This is a genomic window from Alphaproteobacteria bacterium LSUCC0684 (assembly GCA_041228335.1).
Lineage (GTDB): Bacteria > Pseudomonadota > Alphaproteobacteria > Puniceispirillales > UBA1172.
In genome coordinates, this window is the sequence record CP166130.1 from 277,819 (window position 1) to 297,695 (window position 19,877).

Here is a 19,877-nt window from a genome sequence, read left to right on the forward strand (position 1 = left end):
TAAAATGCGATACACCCAGCTCCGTGCTTTTCATCATGTAGCCCTCAGGGGCGGGTTTTCGCGTGCCGCCGAATATCTCAATCAGTCGCAGCCCTCGCTGTCCGAACAGGTCAGGCAGCTGGAACGTGATCACGATGTGCTGCTTTTTATCCGCCGCAATCGAAAAGTGGTGCTTACCGAGGCAGGAGAAAGGCTTCTGGAGTTGACCCGCCAGTATTTCGAGATCGAGGATTCGATCGGTGAATTCCTTGATCAGTCACGCCATGCACTCAGCGGAACGCTCCGGATCATGGTCGATTCGCCCGCCCATGTCTCGGAGATGCTGCATCGTTTCCGGGGCAAGCACCCCCGGGTGGTGGTGGATATGCGCATCGGCAATTCGAACGAGGTGCTCATGGCGCTTCGCAATTACGACGCCGAGATCGGGGTGTTCGGCCGTGTTGCCGAGGCCCCGGACCTCATCTCGGTGACCCTCGGCACATCTTCGATCATGGCTGTCGCCAGCCCGGATTTCTTCACCGCAGCCCCGGAGAATCTTTCCTTTGAGGATATAAGGGCATTGCCGCTGATTTTTCGTGAGCGCGGCTCCCAGACCCAGACACGGGTGCTGGCTGCGGCGCGAAAGGCCGGCGTCAGGCTTGACCCTGCGATGGTGGTCGAGGGAAGGGAGGCGATGCGGGATATGGTGGCCCAGCGCTTCGGCATCGGTTTCGTCTCGGAAGCGGAGATCGAGGGCGATACCAGGCTTCTTCGGATAGCACTCAAGGGCGATATGCTGGAAATGCCGGAAACGCTTGCCCATCTCAGGTCACGTCAGCATGTGCCGATCATCCGCGCCTTCATGGGGGTGTTGACGATGAAAGACGGGGCCTGATCTGACGCAAGAATTTTGGTTGACCGCTTTTCGCCGCCAGTGTTTGCTTTATCGCAATTTCGAGCCGTTCCGGATCAAGGGGGCGGCAATCAGGGTGATGAAATCTTGAGGATCGGATTGATGGCAAAGGGAATGGAACGGCCGAACGTGCTTTTCGTGGTATTTGATCAGATGCGGGCTGACTGCCTTGCCGGCGCGCTGGCGGCGGCGGCTGATCTGCCCAATCTCAAGGCACTGATGGCCGATGCGGTGACGTTCACCAATCATGTCTCGGTCACCAGTCCGTGCGGTCCGGCCCGGGCCTCGCTCCTGACCGGGCAGTATGCCATGAATCACCGGTCCATCCGCAACGGCACGCCCCTACCCAAAGACAAGCTCAATCTCGCCACCGAGCTTCGCGGGGCGGGCATCCAGCCGCTCTTGTATGGATATACCGATACATCGGCCGACCCAAGGCATTTTGCTGCCGATGATCCGGTGCTGACCTCCTATGAACAGGTGATGAGCGGCTTCATGGAAGCGCTTGAAATGAGGTTTGATGACAGCCGGACCTGGCGGGCCTATCTGGCCGGGCTTGGATACGATGTGCCAGAAGGTCAGGATATTTATGTGCCTCAAGGTAACCAGCCGGACTCCCCCGCCTTCTACAAGGCCGAGCACAGCGATACCGCCTTTCTGACCGATCGCGTGCTGGCGGATCTGCCGACCCGGGGCCAGGGATGGTGCGCACATGTCACCTTCATCCGGCCGCATCCGCCCTTTGTTGCGCCGGCGCCGTATAACGCGCTCTTTAAGCCTGCCGACATGCCGCCAGCGCTCAGTGGTGGCTCGCCGGAGGATTATCAGGCATCACATCCGTTCAACGGGCCGGCCATGGCCTTTCGCCAGGTGACCGATATGGTTGAAGGATGCCCGGACCTGCGGGCAAGCGGCGAAACAACCGCCAGGATCAGGGCCGTCTATATGGGGCTTGTCGCCGAGCTTGATCATCACTTTGGGCGGATAATCAGCCATCTTAAGGAAACAGGCCAGTATGACGACACGGTGATCATCGTGACCTCGGATCATGGGGAGATGCTTGGCGATCATCACAGTTGGGGCAAGATGCATTATTACGACGCCGCGTTTCGCGTGCCGCTGGTCATTCGCACGCCATCGAGCCTTGCGGGCGATGCGCAGCGCGGCCAGCAGATCAGCCTGCCGACGGAATCCATCGATGTAACCCCCACCATACTGGATCTTTTGAATATTCCGGTGCCGGATTCGATGGACGGGGTGCCGCTTTCTCCATTGCTCAAAGGTGAGCCCGGGGCGGACTGGCGGAAATATTCGGTCTCCGAACTTGATTTTGGTGATCCGGTCAGCCCGACGGTCTGGCAGCGTGAACTCAATCTTTCCTCGGAGGAATGCGGTCTTGCCATCATCCGGTCTGACCGGCACACACTGGTCCAGTTTACCGCCGATCTTCCGCCGCTTCTGTTTGATCATAACGCCGGGGGAGAGGTTGAAAACCTTGCCCATGATTCGGCCTTCAGCGATATCCGGCTTGAGTTGACCGAAGCTCTTTTGCGGCATCGGATGCGTCACGCGGAAGGGCAGTTCTCAAGGGTCATGATTACCTCAAACGGGGCGGTGCGAGGAGTGTATTGATTGTTTCACCGAATCGTTTGTCTGGCTGATTTTCGTTTCCCTGTCACAAAGCTGTAACCTTGGTTTTATATCTTTCAGTCGGCATTTGCAGGATCGATCCACATTCCGACCGGAAGGAGGCCTGGAAAATATTTGCAAAAAAAAACTGGCCAAAGGGCAGGTTTGTGTGAAAGATATTTGCTGATGCTTATTTGGGATAGTCGCAATGAATGAGAGCAAAGAGGCGCCAAGACCTCAGGTTTCAGGGTTTCATGAATATTTTTCCAAAAATATTTTGCCCCTCTAGCAATTTATCTTTTTGCAACACCCCAGATCAATCAGCTCAAACTCCCATTCCGGGAGCAAAACAGGAGGGTACAAATGAAAAAGTACATACTTTCGGCATTTGCAGTTCTGGCCATGCCGGCGGCTGCCTATGCCAACTGCCCGGGAATTACCGTGGCAGATATGAAAGGTGTCAAATCCGGCGCCTACCCGCAACAATATGAAGTCGCTGAATTTGAAGCGGCCGCGGGCTGTAAAATGTCGTTTTCATCCAATCCGGATGCGGCATCACTTAATGCAAGAATTCAGGGTAATCCAGATCTTCCACCGCTGGCAGATCGTATCCCGCAAGAACCGCTGGTCGTTGTGCCCTATAGCAGCATTGGTAAATACGGCGGCACCCTGGATGCGCTTTCCAACGCCACCGAAGCCGGCACCTCGGACTTTCTCTCGATCCGTCACGTGAACCTGGTTCGCTATTCCGATGACCTGCAGACAATCGTTCCAAACGTTGCAAAGTCATGGGAATGGAATTCTGACTACACCAAATTGACCTTCCATCTTCGCGCAGGTCACAAGTGGTCGGACGGCCAGCCTTTCACCTCTGCGGACGTGAAGTTCTGGTATGACAACCTGATGATGGACACGAACGTCTTCGAGAAGCCCAAGGATTATGCCCTTGTCGGTGGTGAGCGGATGACGGTTGATACGCCGGACGCGACTACAGTTGTGTTTAACTTGCCTGCGCCAAAGCCAGGCCTTCTGGCGCATTTCGCAACCTCCTATGCTCAAGGCTTCCAGCCGAAGCACTTCCTGGGTCAGTTCCATCCAGGCATCAGCGCGGATGCAGATGCCAAGGCAAAGGCACTGGGTTTTGAGAATGGCTATGCAGTAATTCGTGCCTATTATGGTTCATCTGACTGGACCGACACGCCGTCACCTATGCTGAACTCACCTGACAAAGTGGCCAAGATGCCTGGCGCGGCTGTGCCAACGCTTGAAAGCCATTTTGTTGTCTCGGAAACCACCGAAGGCCGCCATTTCGTGGCCAACCCCTACTTCCACATGGTGGATACCTCAGGTCAGCAGCTTCCCTACATCAACGAGATGGATGAGATCTACGCCAATGATCACGAAGTCCGCCTGCTGAAGCTGATCAACGCTGAAGTTGACTACAAGTCCCAGTCTCTCGGCCTGCCTGACGCCCCGATCCTGCTCCAGAACATGGAAAAGGGTGACTACACGGTACAGATCAAGCCGCGGATTTCAATGCCGACGGTGTCGTTCAACGTGACGAGTGAAGATGCCGGCAAGCGTGCTATCTTCGGTGACCTTCGTTTCCGTAAGGCCATGTCCATCGCGATGGACCGTAACGCGATCAACGAGACGGCGTATTTCGGCCAGGGTGAAGCACGCCAGTATGTAGGCTTCTCGCCGGTGCCCAGCTTTGTCGATTCCAAGTGGCTGACCTTTGCAACCGAGCATGATCCTGCCGGTGCCAAGGCACTGCTGGATGAAATCGGGCTGGTCGATCAGAACGGCGATGGTATCCGTGACCTGCCGGGTGGCGCTCCATTTATCCTGAACCTTCAGTTCGCCCAGCAGGGCCTGCCGGGTCAGGTGGTGGAACTGATCGCGCAAAGCTGGAATGCTGTCGGCATCCAGAGCGCGGTCAAGGAAGTCACACCAGATGAGTATCGCTCAGCTCAGTCATCAAACCAGCTCGATGTTGGCCTGTGGGAGAAATCCCAGCCGCTGGCTATCGTTCTCGGCAATAACGAGCTGTGGGTTCCACCGTTCGAAAACTACTTCGCTCACCGCACAGGCATGCTGTGGGCTGAGTGGGTTGACAGCAATGGCGCCTCAGGTGTTGAGCCGCCGGAATACGTCAAGCAGCTGATGAATGACATCAACGCATTCCAGTCGACCCCGGTCGGCACGCCGGAATCAAACGCCATCGGCGCACGCATGGTTGAAAACATGACTTCCAACCTTTTGTTCCTTGGCACAGTTCTGTCGGCAGGACCGATCTATCATCGCAACGCGTTGAAGAACGTGCCTGAGTTCATGACCGAGTCCTATGAATACTACCGCACCTATCCGTACCGTGGTGCGCAGTGGTATCTGGACGAATAAGGTCCTGACCTCTCGAACATAGGAATGAGTTGGGGCGGCAGTGTTCAGCTGCCGCCCTGATCACCTAGAAACACTTACCTGACGGGATAAGGCTATCCATGGCACAGTTTATTCAGTTTGTGCTAACCCGCGCAGCGATGGCGGTCATGACGCTGATGATAGTGTCGTTGATCGTGTTTTCGCTAATGGAATTGGTGCCCGGCAGTTGCGCTGAGCGCTATCTTGCGTTCAAGAATACCCAAGGCAGCCAGATCACCATCGCTGATATCGAGGCGGAAGAACGCCGACTTGGTCTTGACCGTCCTTTTCCTGAACGCTGGGTGAAATGGGTTTATAAGGTCTTTGTTCACGGCGAATTCGGCGAAAGCTGCATCCTCAGGCTGGACATCAACCAGTTGCTTGCGGACAAGTTTCTTATCTCGCTTGGAATCTGTCTTGCAGCATTGATCTTATCCTATGCGATCGCTTTACCCATAGGCATCATATCCGCCAGTTCAAAAAGTGCGGTCGCAAACAATACAATGCGGTTTGTAAGTTATCTCGGGCTGGCACTGCCAAACTTTCTGCTCGCGCTGATTATCATGCTCTTCGCCACTGTTTGGTTTGGGGAGAGTCTGACTGGTCTCTATTCCAAAGAGTACCGGGATGCTGCCTGGAACTGGGCCAAGTTCATGGATTTTCTCGGTCACGCTTGGCTACCGGTTTTTGTGCTTGGCTGGTCAGCCACCGCCTTTGCTCTGCAGACGGTAAGGGCACTGATGCTGGATGAAATCGGCAAGCTTTACGTTACAGCCGCAGCGGCACGCGGGGTTTTGGGTGCAAAACTGTTATGGCGTTACCCGGCCAAGCATTCACTGGGGCCCGTGGTGAATTCGCTTGGGTTTGATCTGAACCGCATTTTCAACGAGTTGCCGGTGATTGCAATGATTCTGACGTTGACCGAAAGCGGTGCATTGCTGATTGAGAGCCTCGCACGGTCCAATGACCAGCAGCTTGCGGGCGCGATTATCTTCCTGCTGACGGCAAGCATTGTGGTGATGAACTTTGCCACTGACATCCTGCTCGCGCTGATCGATCCGCGGGTGCGCCGTGGACTGATGGGGTAAAGCCGATGTTATGGAGAAGAAAAGCAAAAGTTACTGGCGTTGACCAGAAAGCCAAGGAGGCGTATTTCACCGCCTCGCAAGGGCAGTTGATCTGGGCGCGTTTCAAGTCCAACCGGACGGCGATGATCGCTGCCTGGGCACTCACGATCATGGTGCTGATGGGGCTCTTTGCGCCGTTCCTTTCGCCCTACAATCCGAGCATCGAAGGCCGGGACGAACAGTACGAGAATGGTCGTCCACAGTTGCCCAAATTCTGGGATGAGAATGGCTTTTCCATCCGCCCCTTCATTTACGCAACCGAACGTGAACGTTCGATTGCAACGAATTTCCGCTGGGTTATCACCGAGAACAGGGATAAGCGGCTTTATGTGAAATTCTTTGTTCGTGACTGGGATTACAAACTTCTGTGGGTTGTGCCAACCAACGTGCATTTGTTCGGGGTAGAGGGCGGAAAGATACACCTGTTCGGCACCGATGGCAGTGGCAAGGACATATTCAGTCGTACCCTGCATGCAATCTGGACGTCGCTTGCAGTTGGCACTCTTGGTGTCATGATCGCTTTTGTTCTCGCGCTGGTGATAGGAGGGGTGGCCGGCTATTTCGGCGGCTGGATTGACTCCGTGTTGCAGATGGTGACGGACGCGGTGCGAACAGTGCCGCAGATCCCGCTATTCATGGCGATATCGGCGATCCTGCTGGCCTATTGGCCGCAGATATCATCCGAGATGCGTTTCTTTGTCATTTCGATCATTCTCGGGCTGGTCGGCTGGCCGACCCTTGCGCGGCGCATACGAACCCACCTGTTGACTGAACGTACACAGGAATATGTACTGGCGGCCGAATTGTGTGGTGCCCCGCCACGGCATATTATCCGCCGCCATTTGTTGCCCTCATTCACCAGTTACATCATTGTCGATCTGATGATCTCTTTTCCCTATATGGTCCGGACCGAAACCGCCTTGAGTTTCATCGGTCTCGGCCTCAAGGATCCGGTGAACTCTCTTGGGGCATTGCTGCAGAACGTGTCTAAGGCAGATGTGCTGTTGAATTACCAGTGGTATTTCATCCCCGTGATTTTCTTCGTTGCGCTTGTGCTGGCCTTCGTCTTTGTCGGAGATGGTCTTCGTGATGCCGCAGACCCTTATACGGATACGAAAAAATGACCTCGCTGATTGACGTTCAGAACCTGACTATCCAGTTCCGTACGGATGAAGGGCTGATCACGGCCGTGGAAGATGTGTCCTTTTCCCTGAAGAAAGGTGAGGTGATGGGTCTTGTCGGTGAGAGCGGCTCAGGCAAGTCGGTAACGGCAAAGGCGCTGATGCAGCTCAATGCCGGTAATGCCGTTTACTCCCCGCAGAGCCGCGTGATGCTGGAAGCCGAAAGTGGCCCGGTCGATGTCATGACCTTGCGCACCCCACGTGAGCTGAAAGTCGTGCGCGGCGGTTCGATCAGCATGATCTTTCAGGAACCGATGGCGAGTTTTGCCCCGGCGATCACCATCGGCAAGCAGATGGTTGAGCAGTTGCAACTGCATTCCGACATGAGCAAGGCACAAGCGAAGGCATTGTCGGTCGAGATGCTGGACCGCGTTGGCATATCTGATGCCTCACGCCGGTTTGACCAATACGCGTTTGAACTTTCAGGCGGTATGCGGCAGCGGGCGATGATCGCCATGGCCTTGTCAACCAAGCCGCGACTGCTCATCGCGGATGAGCCCACGACAGCACTGGACGTGACAATTCAGGCACAGGTGATTGACCTGATGAAGGACCTTGTCAACGAATTTCAGATGGGAATCATCTTCATCACCCACGATCTGGGTGTTGTTGCCCAGACCGCCGACAAAGTCTGCGTGATGTATCTTGGTCGTCTGGTCGAGGAAGGTTCGGTACGCGAAGTAATTCGTAATCCGAAGCACCCTTATACGCGCGGCCTTCTTGCGGCACTGCCGCGCCTTGATGATCTTGACGCGCCGCTTACCCCGGTGCCGGGTGATATTCCGTCGCCGCTGGAACGGCCGAATGGCTGTGTGTTTAACACCCGATGCGCGGAACTGGTCGGGCCGATCTGTTCAACACAAATCCCGTTCGAAGAATGGGTTGATCCGGTGCATCGTGTTGCTTGCCACCTCTATCAGAAGGAGGGCCGGTGATGGAGCAGAAGATGCTGATTTCCGCCAGGGATCTTTCGGTCAGCTTCCGGATTGGCAAGAGTCTCTTCAGTCACGCAAATCTCAAGGCCGTGGATAATGTATCGCTGAATATCCCGAAAGGGTCATTCTTCGGGATCGTGGGGGAGTCCGGCTCCGGCAAGACGACACTTGGCCGCGCATTGCTGCGGGCTGCTCCGATTACAGGTGGCAACGCGATCTATCAGGATGATGAGGTTCGTTACGACCTGACCAATATCGGAAAGGATGAGCTTGGGGATTACAGGCGCAGGGCACAACTGATCTTTCAGGACCCTTATGCCGCACTATCCCCGCGGATGACGGTCCGTGACATTATCGCCGAGCCGCTCGAAGTCATGAAGATCACCTCATCGCGTGAAGAAACCGACGCAAGGGTCCGGGAGATCGCCGCTAAATGCAGGCTTAATCTTGAGCATCTGCGGCGGTTCCCGCATGCGTTTTCCGGTGGCCAGCGCCAGCGGATCTCCATTGCCCGTGCTCTTGTTTCCCGCCCGCAGTTCATCATCGCCGATGAAGCCGTGGCGGCGCTGGATGTGTCCATCCAGGCGGATGTGCTCAATCTGCTCAAGCAGCTGCAGGCAGAGATGGGGCTGACCTTCATGTTCATCAGCCATGATCTGAGCGTCGTTGCCCATACATGTGATCACGTGGCGGTGATGTATCTTGGCCGTCTGGTTGAAATCGCGCCGACCAGAAAACTCTTTGCGGCGCCGCGGCATCCCTACACGAAAGCGCTTTTCTCCGCGATCCCCTCGCTCAATCCCGATGAGCGCGGCAAGGCCCAGAAACTGGAAGGGGAGATTCCCTCGCCAACCAATCAGCCGCCGGGGTGCAAATTCCATACACGCTGCCCCCATGCGGTGGATATCTGCAAATCCGCCGAGCCCAGGCTTGAGGTTGCCGATGGCGAACACGAAGTCGCCTGCCACCGCTGGAAGGAACTTTTTGCCTGATGATTTTTTGCCGGATCGGGGCCCTTGGCCGGAGATCTAGTCGGTTGTTCTGAGGCGGCTCTTCTGCACGATCACCACCGCGCCTATCGGCAGGCAGAGGGTGATCACGGTAACGGTGATCATCAGGATTCCCAATTCCGAGTAATCAGCGGCGGAAACGATCTCGCCCGTCACCTTGTCCTTCACTTCCCTTGTCACGACAAAGATCTGGTTGAGATATTTGGTGCCGAGCGAACTTGCCGACAGGGCCAGATTGGTGAAGGACGCGAATACCGCGAAAAACGTGGCTTTCATGTTTGCGGGCGCATTTTTCGCGATCCAGGCCAGCAGCGGGATCATGGAGACCTGACCAAGGGGCGATTCCACCGCCGTGTTGATGATGGCGATGAATTTTGCATCGACCACGCCACCTGTCATGGAAGCGGTCCACAGATGGAGCCCGTAATACATCCCGATGCTCGGCAGGAACAGCACTGTGCCGGCAATCGTCAGCACGACCATGATCCGGGCAATCGAATTCCGCGCCATGAACGGTCGCAACAGGATGATCCCGGCAAGGGTAAGCACCGATGCCAGAAGAGAGAGAACAGAGAAGAACTGCTCGTTGAAAAGCAGAACGTCAATCTCGAACCAGGTTAATCCGGGCCCGGGGCTTGGCATCGCCCGGAAGACAAAGATGATGATCGCCGTGCCGATGATCATCAGTCTCTGGGATGGTGGCAGGTAGGCCACAAGGCGGCTCATCAGGAAAAGGATGATGGCCGCCGAACCGGCAAAAACGATTTCCTGCGCAAAAGGCAGGTTGAAGGCGCCGATGCTCACCGAGAAGATCACGAAAACAAGGCTGCCGAGAAGAACAGACCAGTTGACCTCGGTCTTCTCCCGCATGGCGTCTTCACTCGGGGCGTCAATGCCGCGGGCAGCGAAATCCCTTGCCGATTTCGCGGCGAGAAACCAGGCCAGCGCCACGCCGAGAACGGATATCGCCGGGATGATCAGGGCATAAAGATAGATATCGGCATAAAGATCGATGCGCTGGCTTTCCCCCAGATCATCAACGCCGCTGAACAGAATGACATTGGCCAGGGCCACCAGCACCGTGCCGCCGATGATCGCAAAGCGGCCAAGCATCTGCATGGTTGTATGCATGGCCTTGATCTGGTCTTCGGGAAAAGGGGTGCCATCCTTTTCAACCGCGGGCACGGCCTCAACCGTCATGGCGTCGGCGACAACGTCCTGAATGACATATCCCACCGGGGCAAGGATAACGCTGATCACATACCAGGTTTCCACCGGCAGGATGGTGGACATCATCACCGTATGGCCGATCAGCCCGTGCATGATCAGGAGGCTCGACGCAATGACAGCGGCGCCGGCAAAAACCATATAGTTCTTGTGCTTCCAGATGAGATCAACCAGATGGCCGAGCGGCATCTTGAGCGCCCATGGCAGCCCCGCCCAGAAACCAAGCCCCGCAAGAAAAGCGGCGGACAGATCAAGATAATCCTTGATGAAGAACGTGCCGACAATGGCCGTGAGCCCGGAAATACCCGCCGCGGCATAGACCATGAGCGGAGGCAGATAGCTCAGCCTGAACTGCCGGGGCAAATCGATAAAGGCGGCAAGGATATATTTCAACACGCTGATCATCTTGAAAAGAGTACATCAAGAGACGGGCTTGACCAAACATCATTTCTTCGGTTGAAGAGTATCCGAGGCTCTTCGGGCAATGCCGGCTTCGCGCCCTCAGGCAAGGCGCTGAACCTGCTCGATCAGGCCGGGAAAACTCTCTCAAAATGTTCTGTAAGCGACTGATTTGTCTTAAAAAATCATCTTGCCACCCATGTCAATTCACCTCATCATTTTAACAGCACTCTGCTGGGTGCCATTGAGCAATATGCCTGGTGAGGGTGACAGTGCAGGACGATTTACGCGGTATCTTGTTTATTCTATCCGGCATGCTTCTCTTCAGCGTGCAGGATGTGCTGATCCGGATGATGGCAAGCGAAGGCTCGCTTGTCCAGATCATGGTTTTCCGTGGTCTGCTTGGCTGTCTTGTGCTGATGGCGTTTCTTCGCCTGACCGGGCGGCCCATTCGCATAGGTTCAGCCTATCCTGTTCTGGCCCTGATCCGTATCCTGCTTTTCTTCAGTGGCTTTCTGGCCTTTTATTTTGCTCTTTCAGGCATGAGTCTGGCCGAGGCCACCAGTCTCTTTTTTGTCAGCCCTATTTTCATCACGATCATTTCAAAACTGGTCTTCAAGAGCGATGTGGGCTGGTATCGGGGGGCGGCGATTGTTGGCGGCTTTGCCGGTGTGCTGATGATCATCAAACCCTCACCGGGGCAGTTCAACGCGATAGCCCTGTTGCCGGTATTCACCGCCCTTGGTTATGCGATTGCCATGATGATCGCGCGGCATACCCGGGACAAGGATACGATCTTCCAGCAGATGCTCCAGCTTTACATCGGCAGTGCTGTTTTCGGCACGGTCGCGGCGCTGGCGCTCAACCTCCTCGGCATTGATGCCGATACCTTTCCCGAGTTGGATTATCTCGTCCGGAGCTGGAGCTTTGACAATCCCTTCCTTCTTCTGGCCATGGCGACGGTGGCGGCATTCGGCAGTCTCGGGATGCTGCTGCTGACAAGCGCTTATCGGGTCGGCTCGCCGCCGGTTCTGGCACCGTTCGAATATTCCCTTCTGTTGCTGGCATCCCTTTTTGGCTATCTTCTTTTCGATGAGATACCAGATCTCCTTTCGGGTATCGGGATGGTGACGATTGTTGCCAGCGGTCTCTTCATTTTTATCCGCGAAGGGGTGCGGCGCAAGCCGCTGGCGGTCAAGACCTCGCTCCGGACATGATCCGCCCGCCCGCAAGCCTCGGCTCTTTACCGAAAGGCAGGAAAGGGTATACTGCTTGCGTCGCCGGCACCTTGCCTGCTGCGCTGAGAGGAGAGAGGTATGAACACTTCCACCGCCGGGCCGACCCGGGTTTTTGTTCAACTCCGTTGCCGCCCGGGAACAGCCTATGATGTGGCCGATCAGATCTATGAGCGGGAAATCGTCTCGGAACTCTACTCAACCAGCGGGGAGTGGGATCTTTTCATGATCATCTACATCCCTTCCGGCGAAGAGGTTGGCCGTTTCATCAACGACAATATTCTCGACATCCCGAATATTGACCGCTCCCTGACCACCCTGACCTTCAAGGCATTCTAGAAAGATCTATTTCTGCCGTGCTTCAAGGGCTGGAGGTACCCGGCTGCGAAGCCGCTCCCTTAACGCGGTCACCCCGCCGGCAAGCGCGATCATCGCCATGCCGGTTGCGGCCTGCGGCGTCGGCCAGGTTTCGTAGAACACCCGGCTCCATATCGCCACAAAAAGAAGATAGCTGAAATCCGCCGGCGCCAGCCAGCTGCTGTCCGCCGTCTGATAGGCACGGCTGAGGCAGATATTCCCCGTCAGATTAAGGCATGAGGCGAAAAGACAGAAGCCGAGGACGGCAAGGCTGATCTCCGGCCAGACGTTCAGCAGGAAAGGAACAGCTGAACGGGTTTCGGCAGCAAGCGGCAGGGAGGAGATGATGGTCCCGCCCGTTGTGCCGAAGATGATAAACACCAGCGCGACAATAAAGGCAATCGCAAGAGGGCTTTCATTGCGGCACCAGCGCCGGAGGATCAAAAGGTTCAGGGCATAGAAAAACCCGGCAATGACCGGCATGATCTGCACCCAGCGGAACCCTTCAGCCAGCGGGTCAAGCACCGTAAATGCCCCGGCCATGCCGAGCCCGAGGGCGGCAAGCCGCCAGGGGCCGATCGCCTCACCAAGAAACGGGCCCGCCATCAGCGTGATGAAAAAGGGGTAGGTGTACAGCCCCGCCGCCATCTGGCTGACGCTGATCTGGGGGGCGGCGCCGAAGAAAAACAGCATGCAGCAGGTCAGCATCAGCGCGCGCATGAAAACAGGCCAGGGCCGGTTGGGCCAGAGCTGCCCTATCCCGATGGATGCTTTTGCGAGAAAGAGGATAAAGATCAGGTTGAAGACGGATCGTATGGCCTGAAACTGCCAGAAGGTAGTTGCCGGCGCGAACATCTTGATCATCGAGTCCTGAAGGGCAAGGAAACTCACCCCCATCAGCAGCAGGCCGAGTGCGGCCATGGGGCGGTCTTTTGCTGGTCCCTCGAAAAGAGCTATTTTCATTCCGGTCTAGCCTGTCCTGATCTGGAAGTTTTTTGAATGGGTGACGTCACTTTGGCCTTGCCCGTGTCATGAATTTTGAGCGGGAAGCCTGCCTTGAGGAGATTATCGGCTATCTTGCCGCCAAGGTTGCCCAGCCCGACAAGACCATATTGCTGCATGAAATCTCCCCCCCCTGTGTTGCTTTTCTGTCTAGGTGAACTTGCTGTCCCGCCAGGCGAGGGCAGCTTTCAACCCCTTTTCCTTTCGGATGGAGTTGAACTCGAGCCGTTCAGGGCTTTCATCGCTCTCGATCTCAAGGTCGATTTCCAGCGCAGCGTCGAGCGCCTCACGCATCCGCGCCATCTCGTAGCTGCGGTTGATGGCCTGTTTGGTGAGCTGAACCGATTTTGCCGCTGAATGCGCAATCTGGCTGGCGATGGCATGGGCTTCGTCCCCGGCCGTGCCATCCGCAACGACGCGGTTGATCACCCCCATGGTCAGGCATTGATCGGCGGTGAAGCGGTCATGGCCGGTCAGAAGCAGCTCCTTTGCCTGTTTCGGCCCCGTCACCCAGGGCGCCAGCATGGTGATGATGCCGGAGCCGAAACGGACTTCGGGCATGCCGAAGAGCGCCGATCTGTCGGCAACGCTGATATCGGTTGCGAGCATGAGCTCAAACGCACCGGCAAGGCAGTATCCATGCACCGCCGCAATGGTCGGCTTCGGGCAGGTCCAGAATTGCATGACAAAATCAAAATCACGCAAGAGCACCTCACGCCAGGCGTCCCGGCCGCTGATCTCCTTTGCCGCCGCTTCCTTCATGTCAAATCCGGCGGAAAAACTCCGCCCCGCTCCCGTGACAACAATGGCTCGCACCTGGTCATCCGCGGCCAGTTCAGCCATCGCCGCGTTGGTTTCGGCAACCATGGCCTCGTTAATGGCATTGAGCACATCGGGCCTGTTCAATGTCAGCTTCGCAACGCCATCGGCCTGTTCAAGATGGATGGTATTCATTGAGTGACCTTTTCAAAATTACCATATCGGCAGTTGCGTCCCTGTGCTTGTTCCGGGTTCCTTCGAGGGTGTCTATACCTTGTCCATTCGGGCGCGGACCCAGTCGTGAAACCGTTTCAGCAGGTATTCCTCAGGCATCAGGACACCGACGGAATAGGGATCGGCACCCAGACCCTGCTGGTTCATCTCGCAGGCACCGCCGTCCTGCTCCATCACCAGGGTGGCAAAATCGACAACATTGGCAATATCGTAGTCCGGATCGCCCAGCGTTGCGTCCTCAAACAGCCATTCGGCGGTGATTTCGGTTGTTGTCGGGCCTTTTGGTAGCACCCGCACGATCCGCATGTGATCAGCGTATCCGGCGATGAACATCGACGGCCAGGCCGAGGCGTAGAGCTGGCCCCGTTCGATTTCCTCATCGCTCAGGCTCGCGATGATATGTCCCTGGGCTGAACCATCTGTTGACCATGTCTGCGCCCCTGGCCGGAGCCCGCCCCGATAAAGCGGATCGTTTGAACTTTCGTGATCTGTCCAGCCAGGCATGTCCATCTTGTTGATGATGCGGCGTGAATACAGCGGCACCAGTTCCGTCAATTCAGGATGGATATTCGGGCAATGGAGGCATTCGTTGAAATTTTCCCAGAAAAGCTTCCAGTTGCAGTTGATGATTTTGGACCAGGTCTTGCCGATCTTCATGTCTTCGAGCGGGAACCGCCTGAGCCCGTCGGCCGATCGCTGGAAAAGAGAATCGGGATTCCATTCCGCACCCGGATCGGGATGGATGAAGACAACCCCCCGCCACTCACGCACGGCGATGGGGAATAACGGGTAGTCATCCTTGCTGAACCCATCGGCTTCGGTGAAGGATGTTGTTGCTGCAAGCTGGCCATTCGCCAGCCGGTAGGACCACTGGTGATACGGGCAGACAAGCGCATTTGAATCCAGTCGTCCGCTTTCCGCCTGGCACAGGATAGACCCCCGATGTCGGCAGGTATTGTAATATCCGCGCAAGATGCCGTTCTCGTCGCGCACCACCACGATCGGCTGATCCCCGAGACAGATCGTCCGGAACTGGCGCGGGGTTGCAAGGGCGCTGCCGTGGCAGAGATAGACCCATTCCGCCTGCCAGATATGCTTCTCTTCACGGCGGTGATGGTCGGCATCACCATACCATGAGGAGGGCAGCGTCGGGACAGCCTCCTTCAGCGCATGAGAGGTTTCATGCAGATCATCCATTGTCTTTATACTCCCCGATAAAATCGTCCTAGTTTATCCCAGTACGGGGTTTATCACAGCACGGGGTTGATCACGGCGCGGGGCAACGCATTCCCGGGGGAACCCGATGCCCGCCCCTTCAAGGACCGTATCGTGAAAGCCGAACTCCATGCAAGCAGGATTTGCACAATCAGGACCCGGGGCAACAAAGCAGTTGTCATGCGGGAATTTTTTTGAATAGAGTGTCCAAGGATTTGTGAAAGGGCGCGTTTCAGCCGAATTGCCATGGGATCAACCAACCCGCCTCTTGCGCCGTTGCTTGCGCCTTCTTCGGTTGCCCTTCTCGGGGCTTCGCTGAAGCCCGATTCCTACGGATATGTTCTTTATGACATGCTCAAATCCGGCGGCTATGAAGGTGCCGTATATCCCGTCAATCCAGGCTATGTCGGCAAGAGCGATGATGCCGCCTTCTACGGCTCCATGGCGGATCTTCCCGCCGCCCCGGATCATACGGTGATCGCCGTTGCAACCGAACGTGCCGAGGCGGCGCTCGAAGCGGCGATCAGGGCCGGCACGAGAGCCGCCACCGTCTTTGCCGATACCCGGGACAGGGCCATGAAAGAACGGATCGGGGATATGGCGCGGGAAGCCGGTATTCCGCTTGTCGGGCCGAACAGCATGGGCCTGCACAACCTTGACCTTAAACTGCGGATTACCCCTTTTCCGATGCCGCTTGACCTCAAGCCGGGCGGGATCGCCGCGATCATCCAGTCCGGCTCTGTTCTCGGCGCGCTGGTCAATAACGACCGCCGCCTCCGGTTCAATACGGTCATCAGTACCGGGGCCGAGGCGGTGACAACCGCCGCCGATTACCTGAAATGGGTGATTGATCTGCCCGGCACCCGCGTGGCTGGTCTTTTCCTTGAAGCGGTGCGGGATCCGGATGGATTCATCGACGCACTGGAAGAGGCGGGGCGACGTGATATTCCGGTTGTCATCCTCAAGGTTGGGCGCAGTGCAGCCAGCGCGAGAATGGCGCTCAGCCATACCGGGGCCATCGTCGGAAACCATGAGGTCTTTCGCGCCGCCGTGGAAAGCCGCGGCGCGCATCTGGTGGAAACCCTGGATGAGATGGCGGCAACGCTGGCGGTGTTCAGCCAGGGTCGGCGGGCCGCGGGCGACGGAATTGCCACGATCCACGATTCCGGCGGTGAACGTGAACTTATTGCCGATCTCGCCGAAGATCTCGGAGTTCCCTTTGCCCGTCTTTCGCCTCAAACACGGGCTGAGATACAGGCCTGCCTTGAGCCCGGGATGGAAGCCGACAACCCAATGGATGCCTGGGGAACAGGCTACGGCGCCGATATGATTTTCACCACGTCCTTCAAGGCCATGCTTGCGGATAAGGCCGTGGCGGCGGGCCTCTACATGATGGACTGGCGGCAGGAATATTACCTGCATGAAATGCATGAAAAGGTGCTCTGCTCGTTAGCCCATACCACCACCAAACCTGTGATCGCCGCCAGCAATTATGCGCTGACCAACAACCGCGACATGGCCTCCCGCATGGCGGACCTGAATATCCCGCTGGTGGAAGGCACGCGTGAAGCGCTGATCGCGGTGCGGCATCTTCTCCATCATGGCCGGGGGTGCTATCCGCCACCTGACATGCCGGAACATCCGAACGCTTCTGCCTGGAAGAAGAAAATCTCCGCATCGCCTCCGGGGGAAGATGCGGCGCTCGCCCTGCTGCGTGATTACGGTATCACAACCCCTGAAACCGGGATTGCCTCCTCAAGTGATGAGGCCGTGGCCGCGGCGATGCGCATGGGTTTTCCTGTTGTGCTCAAGACCCTCGCCGACGGGGTGCATCATAAAACCGAGGTTGGCGGCGTGAAGATCGGCCTTGAAACCTCCGATGCGGTTGCTGATGCCTATCATGATCTGGCTGGCAGGCTGTCGGAAAAGGTGCTTGTCGCCCGCATGATCCGTGGTGAGGCGGAAATGGCGCTCGGGGCGGTGAACGATACGGATTTCGGCATGGCGGTGATGATTTCCGCCGGCGGCACAGGGGTTGAACTGCTTGATGACAAACTCATCCTGATGGCCCCGTTTTCGGCCGAAGAGGTGCTGGAAAAGCTCCCGTCTCTCAAGATTTACCGGCTGCTTGAAGGATACAGGGGCAGACCTCGCCTCAATATTGAGGATTTTGCCGAGATGGCCGCACGATTCTCCCATCTTGCCCATGACATGAGGGCGTACATCGCCTCGGCTGATATCAATCCGGTCATCATCAGCGAAGACAGGGCCTGCGCGGTGGATGCGCTGATAATCCCCGATTGAGTCTCAATCACTTTCCCGGTTTGGCTTTGCTTCAAGCCATGTTGCGCCCTCTGTTTTTTATATTATATAATTTTTATGAAAGAATACAGTTATATAACGTATGTTTAATAACTCATGTCGGATACGACCGGCAAACACGGTCATTTCGACCGCGGGAATTGATCATCCTGATATTTTATGTTTATCTGTTTTCTGGAGTGGAAAAAAACTTCATTGGAGGAATGAATGTCTCACAACAAGATAACAGGAAGATACACGCATAACGCAGCAGAGATGTATGCGAATGAATTCAAGGCTGGCGAATTGAGCCGCCGGGAATTTCTGACGCGGGCGACGGCCCTTGGTGTCTCCACGGTTGCCGCATATTCCATGATCGGCATGACCCCGTCACTTGCTGATGGTCATGCGCCGAAAATGGGTGGCACATTGCGGTGCCAGATGGAAGTTCGCCCAATGAAAGACCCCCGAACCTGGGACTGGTCTGAAATTGCCAATTTCTGCCGCGGCTTTCTTGAGTATCTCGTCCATTACGAAACCGATGGCAGCCTGGTAGGCCAGCTGCTGGAGAGCTGGGAGGTCAGCCAAGACGCCACCCAGTACACGCTGCATGTTCGCAAAGGCGTAAAATGGAACAATGGCGATGACTTCACCGCCGCCGATGTTGCCTTCAATATTGAGCGCTGGTGCGACAAGACCGTTGAAGGTAATTCAATGGCAGGCCGTATGGCAACGCTGATTGACCCGGATACGAACAAAGCTGCAAAAGGCGTGATTGAAGTGGTGGATTCCCACACGGTTCGCCTCAATCTGCCAAAGCCGGATATCACCATCATCGTTGGTGCGGCGGATTATCCTGCCGCTATCGTGCACAAGTCCTACGACAACACGGCCGACATGCTTGTCAACAACCCGATTGGCACCGGTCCATATCTGCCGGTAAGCCATGAGGTAGGGGTCAAGGCTGTGCTGGAACGCAATCCCAGCCATAAATGGTGGAACGAAGGCAATGGCGCGTATCTCGACCGGATTGAGATCATTGACTATGGTACCGATCCATCGGCATGGGTGGCAGCTTGCGAATCCGATGAGATTGACATGGTGCACCAGATGACGGGTGACTTTGTTGAGGTCATGGACGCACTTGGATCCTTTGAAAAGTCGCAGGTTGTTACGGCGGCCACCATCGTTATTCGTCCTAACCAGGAAGCTGAAGTGGATGGCAAAAAGCCATATGCTGATGCCCGTGTTCGCCGCGCCATAGCGCTGGCGGTGGATAATGCGGTCTGCCTTGAGCTCGGCTATGCGGGGCTTGGCGAGGTGGCTGAAAACCATCACGTTTGCCCTATCCATCCCGAATACGCAAAACTGCCGCCGCTCAAGCATGATCCGGCTGCAGCCATGGCGTTGATGAAGGAAGCCGGGATGGAAGATTTCGAGCATGAAATCGTCTCGATTGACGATGACTGGCGGAAGAACACCACGGATGCCGTGGCGCAGCAGTTGCGTGATGCGGGCTTCAAGGTGAAAAGAACCATTCTGCCCGGGTCGGTGTTCTGGAATGACTGGACGAAATATCCTTTCTCCTCCACCAACTGGAACCAGCGTCCATTAGGTGTCCAGATCTATGGTCTTGCCTATCGTTCAGGTGAAGCCTGGAACGAATTCGGCTGGAGCAACAAGGAGTTTGATGACTTGCTGGAAAGAGCACTGGCCATTGCCGATGCTGATGAGCGGCGCAAACTCATGCGAAGGATGGAAGAAATTGTCCAGTCCGAAGGCGTTACAATTCAGCCTTACTGGCGGGCCATTTTCCGCTATATCCGGAAAAATCTCAAAGGTGCCGACATGCACGTGACCTTTGAGAATCGCTTCCAGTATATGGGCTTTGCCTCTTAATACCTCTCATAACAATAAGCCATGTCGAGTATTCGGCATGGCTTATTTGATCTA

Annotated in this window: 16 protein-coding genes; 11 read left to right on the forward strand and 5 right to left on the reverse strand. The window is 56.1% G+C overall.

Features of this window, described 5'->3' with window-relative positions; all coding sequences use genetic code 11:
* Positions 1 to 4: 4 nt before the first annotated feature.
* From AB8880_01330 to AB8880_01360, 7 genes are all read left to right on the forward strand, one after another.
* Positions 5 to 874: a LysR substrate-binding domain-containing protein gene (locus tag AB8880_01330; protein ID XDZ66062.1), complete on the forward strand. Its 870-nt coding sequence runs from the start codon at positions 5 to 7 to the stop codon at positions 872 to 874.
* A 120-nt stretch (positions 875 to 994) separates the two neighbouring features.
* A complete protein-coding gene (locus tag AB8880_01335) occupies positions 995 to 2,524 on the forward strand; it encodes a sulfatase-like hydrolase/transferase (GenBank protein XDZ66063.1) in 1,530 nt (509 codons plus the stop codon).
* A 360-nt stretch (positions 2,525 to 2,884) separates the two neighbouring features.
* The gene (locus AB8880_01340) at positions 2,885 to 4,924 is read left to right on the forward strand and encodes an ABC transporter substrate-binding protein (GenBank protein XDZ66064.1); all 2,040 of its coding nucleotides are present in this window, start codon (positions 2,885 to 2,887) and stop codon (positions 4,922 to 4,924) included.
* Positions 4,925 to 5,022: 98 nt separating this feature from the next.
* Positions 5,023 to 6,030: an ABC transporter permease gene (locus AB8880_01345; protein ID XDZ66065.1), complete on the forward strand. Its 1,008-nt coding sequence runs from the start codon at positions 5,023 to 5,025 to the stop codon at positions 6,028 to 6,030.
* Positions 6,031 to 6,035: 5 nt separating this feature from the next.
* Positions 6,036 to 7,193, forward strand: coding sequence for an ABC transporter permease (locus AB8880_01350; GenBank protein ID XDZ66066.1), 1,158 nt, complete (start codon positions 6,036 to 6,038; stop codon positions 7,191 to 7,193).
* Positions 7,190 to 8,185, forward strand: a complete 996-nt coding sequence (locus AB8880_01355) for an ABC transporter ATP-binding protein (protein ID XDZ66067.1) — start codon at positions 7,190 to 7,192, stop codon at positions 8,183 to 8,185. The genes AB8880_01350 and AB8880_01355 overlap by 4 nt, the downstream gene beginning before the upstream one ends.
* Positions 8,185 to 9,177 carry an ABC transporter ATP-binding protein gene (locus AB8880_01360; GenBank protein ID XDZ66068.1) on the forward strand — a complete coding sequence of 331 codons (993 nt, stop codon included), beginning with the start codon at positions 8,185 to 8,187 and terminating at the stop codon, positions 9,175 to 9,177. Before AB8880_01355 ends, AB8880_01360 begins: the two co-directional genes overlap by 1 nt.
* Positions 9,178 to 9,213: 36 nt before the next feature.
* On the opposite strand, the gene AB8880_01365 is transcribed toward AB8880_01360, so the two are convergent.
* On the reverse strand, positions 9,214 to 10,827 hold the full coding sequence (locus AB8880_01365) for a hypothetical protein (protein ID XDZ66069.1): 1,614 nt from the start codon (positions 10,825 to 10,827) through the stop codon (positions 9,214 to 9,216).
* Positions 10,828 to 11,117: 290 nt separating this feature from the next.
* On the opposite strand from AB8880_01365, the gene AB8880_01370 reads away from it, so the two are divergent.
* Together AB8880_01370 and AB8880_01375 are read left to right on the forward strand one after the other, a co-directional pair.
* Positions 11,118 to 12,038, forward strand: a complete 921-nt coding sequence (locus AB8880_01370; GenBank protein XDZ66070.1) for a DMT family transporter — start codon at positions 11,118 to 11,120, stop codon at positions 12,036 to 12,038.
* A 99-nt stretch (positions 12,039 to 12,137) separates the two neighbouring features.
* The gene (locus tag AB8880_01375; GenBank protein XDZ66071.1) at positions 12,138 to 12,395 is read left to right on the forward strand and encodes an Lrp/AsnC family transcriptional regulator; all 258 of its coding nucleotides are present in this window, start codon (positions 12,138 to 12,140) and stop codon (positions 12,393 to 12,395) included.
* A 6-nt stretch (positions 12,396 to 12,401) separates the two neighbouring features.
* Here AB8880_01375 and AB8880_01380 read toward each other — a convergent pair whose 3' ends face one another.
* The 4 genes from AB8880_01380 to AB8880_01395 all read right to left on the reverse strand — a co-directional run bounded on the left by AB8880_01380 (position 12,402) and on the right by AB8880_01395 (position 15,605).
* Positions 12,402 to 13,376 (reverse strand): DMT family transporter, encoded by a 975-nt coding sequence (locus AB8880_01380; GenBank protein ID XDZ66072.1) that lies wholly within the window; start codon positions 13,374 to 13,376, stop codon positions 12,402 to 12,404.
* Entirely contained in the window at positions 13,373 to 13,534 is a 162-nt protein-coding gene (locus AB8880_01385; protein ID XDZ66073.1) for an NAD(P)-binding domain-containing protein, read from the reverse strand. The genes AB8880_01380 and AB8880_01385 overlap by 4 nt, the downstream gene beginning before the upstream one ends.
* Before the next feature lie 31 nt (positions 13,535 to 13,565).
* A complete protein-coding gene (locus AB8880_01390) occupies positions 13,566 to 14,369 on the reverse strand; it encodes an enoyl-CoA hydratase/isomerase family protein (GenBank protein ID XDZ66074.1) in 804 nt (267 codons plus the stop codon).
* Positions 14,370 to 14,441: 72 nt separating this feature from the next.
* Positions 14,442 to 15,605, reverse strand: a complete 1,164-nt coding sequence (locus AB8880_01395; protein ID XDZ66075.1) for an aromatic ring-hydroxylating dioxygenase subunit alpha — start codon at positions 15,603 to 15,605, stop codon at positions 14,442 to 14,444.
* A 264-nt stretch (positions 15,606 to 15,869) separates the two neighbouring features.
* Between AB8880_01395 and AB8880_01400 the strand changes: the two genes are divergently transcribed.
* Positions 15,870 to 17,927: an acetate--CoA ligase family protein gene (locus AB8880_01400; protein XDZ66076.1), complete on the forward strand. Its 2,058-nt coding sequence runs from the start codon at positions 15,870 to 15,872 to the stop codon at positions 17,925 to 17,927.
* Positions 17,928 to 18,152: 225 nt separating this feature from the next.
* The gene (locus tag AB8880_01405; protein ID XDZ66077.1) at positions 18,153 to 19,823 is read left to right on the forward strand and encodes an ABC transporter substrate-binding protein; all 1,671 of its coding nucleotides are present in this window, start codon (positions 18,153 to 18,155) and stop codon (positions 19,821 to 19,823) included.
* Positions 19,824 to 19,877 lie beyond the last annotated feature (54 nt).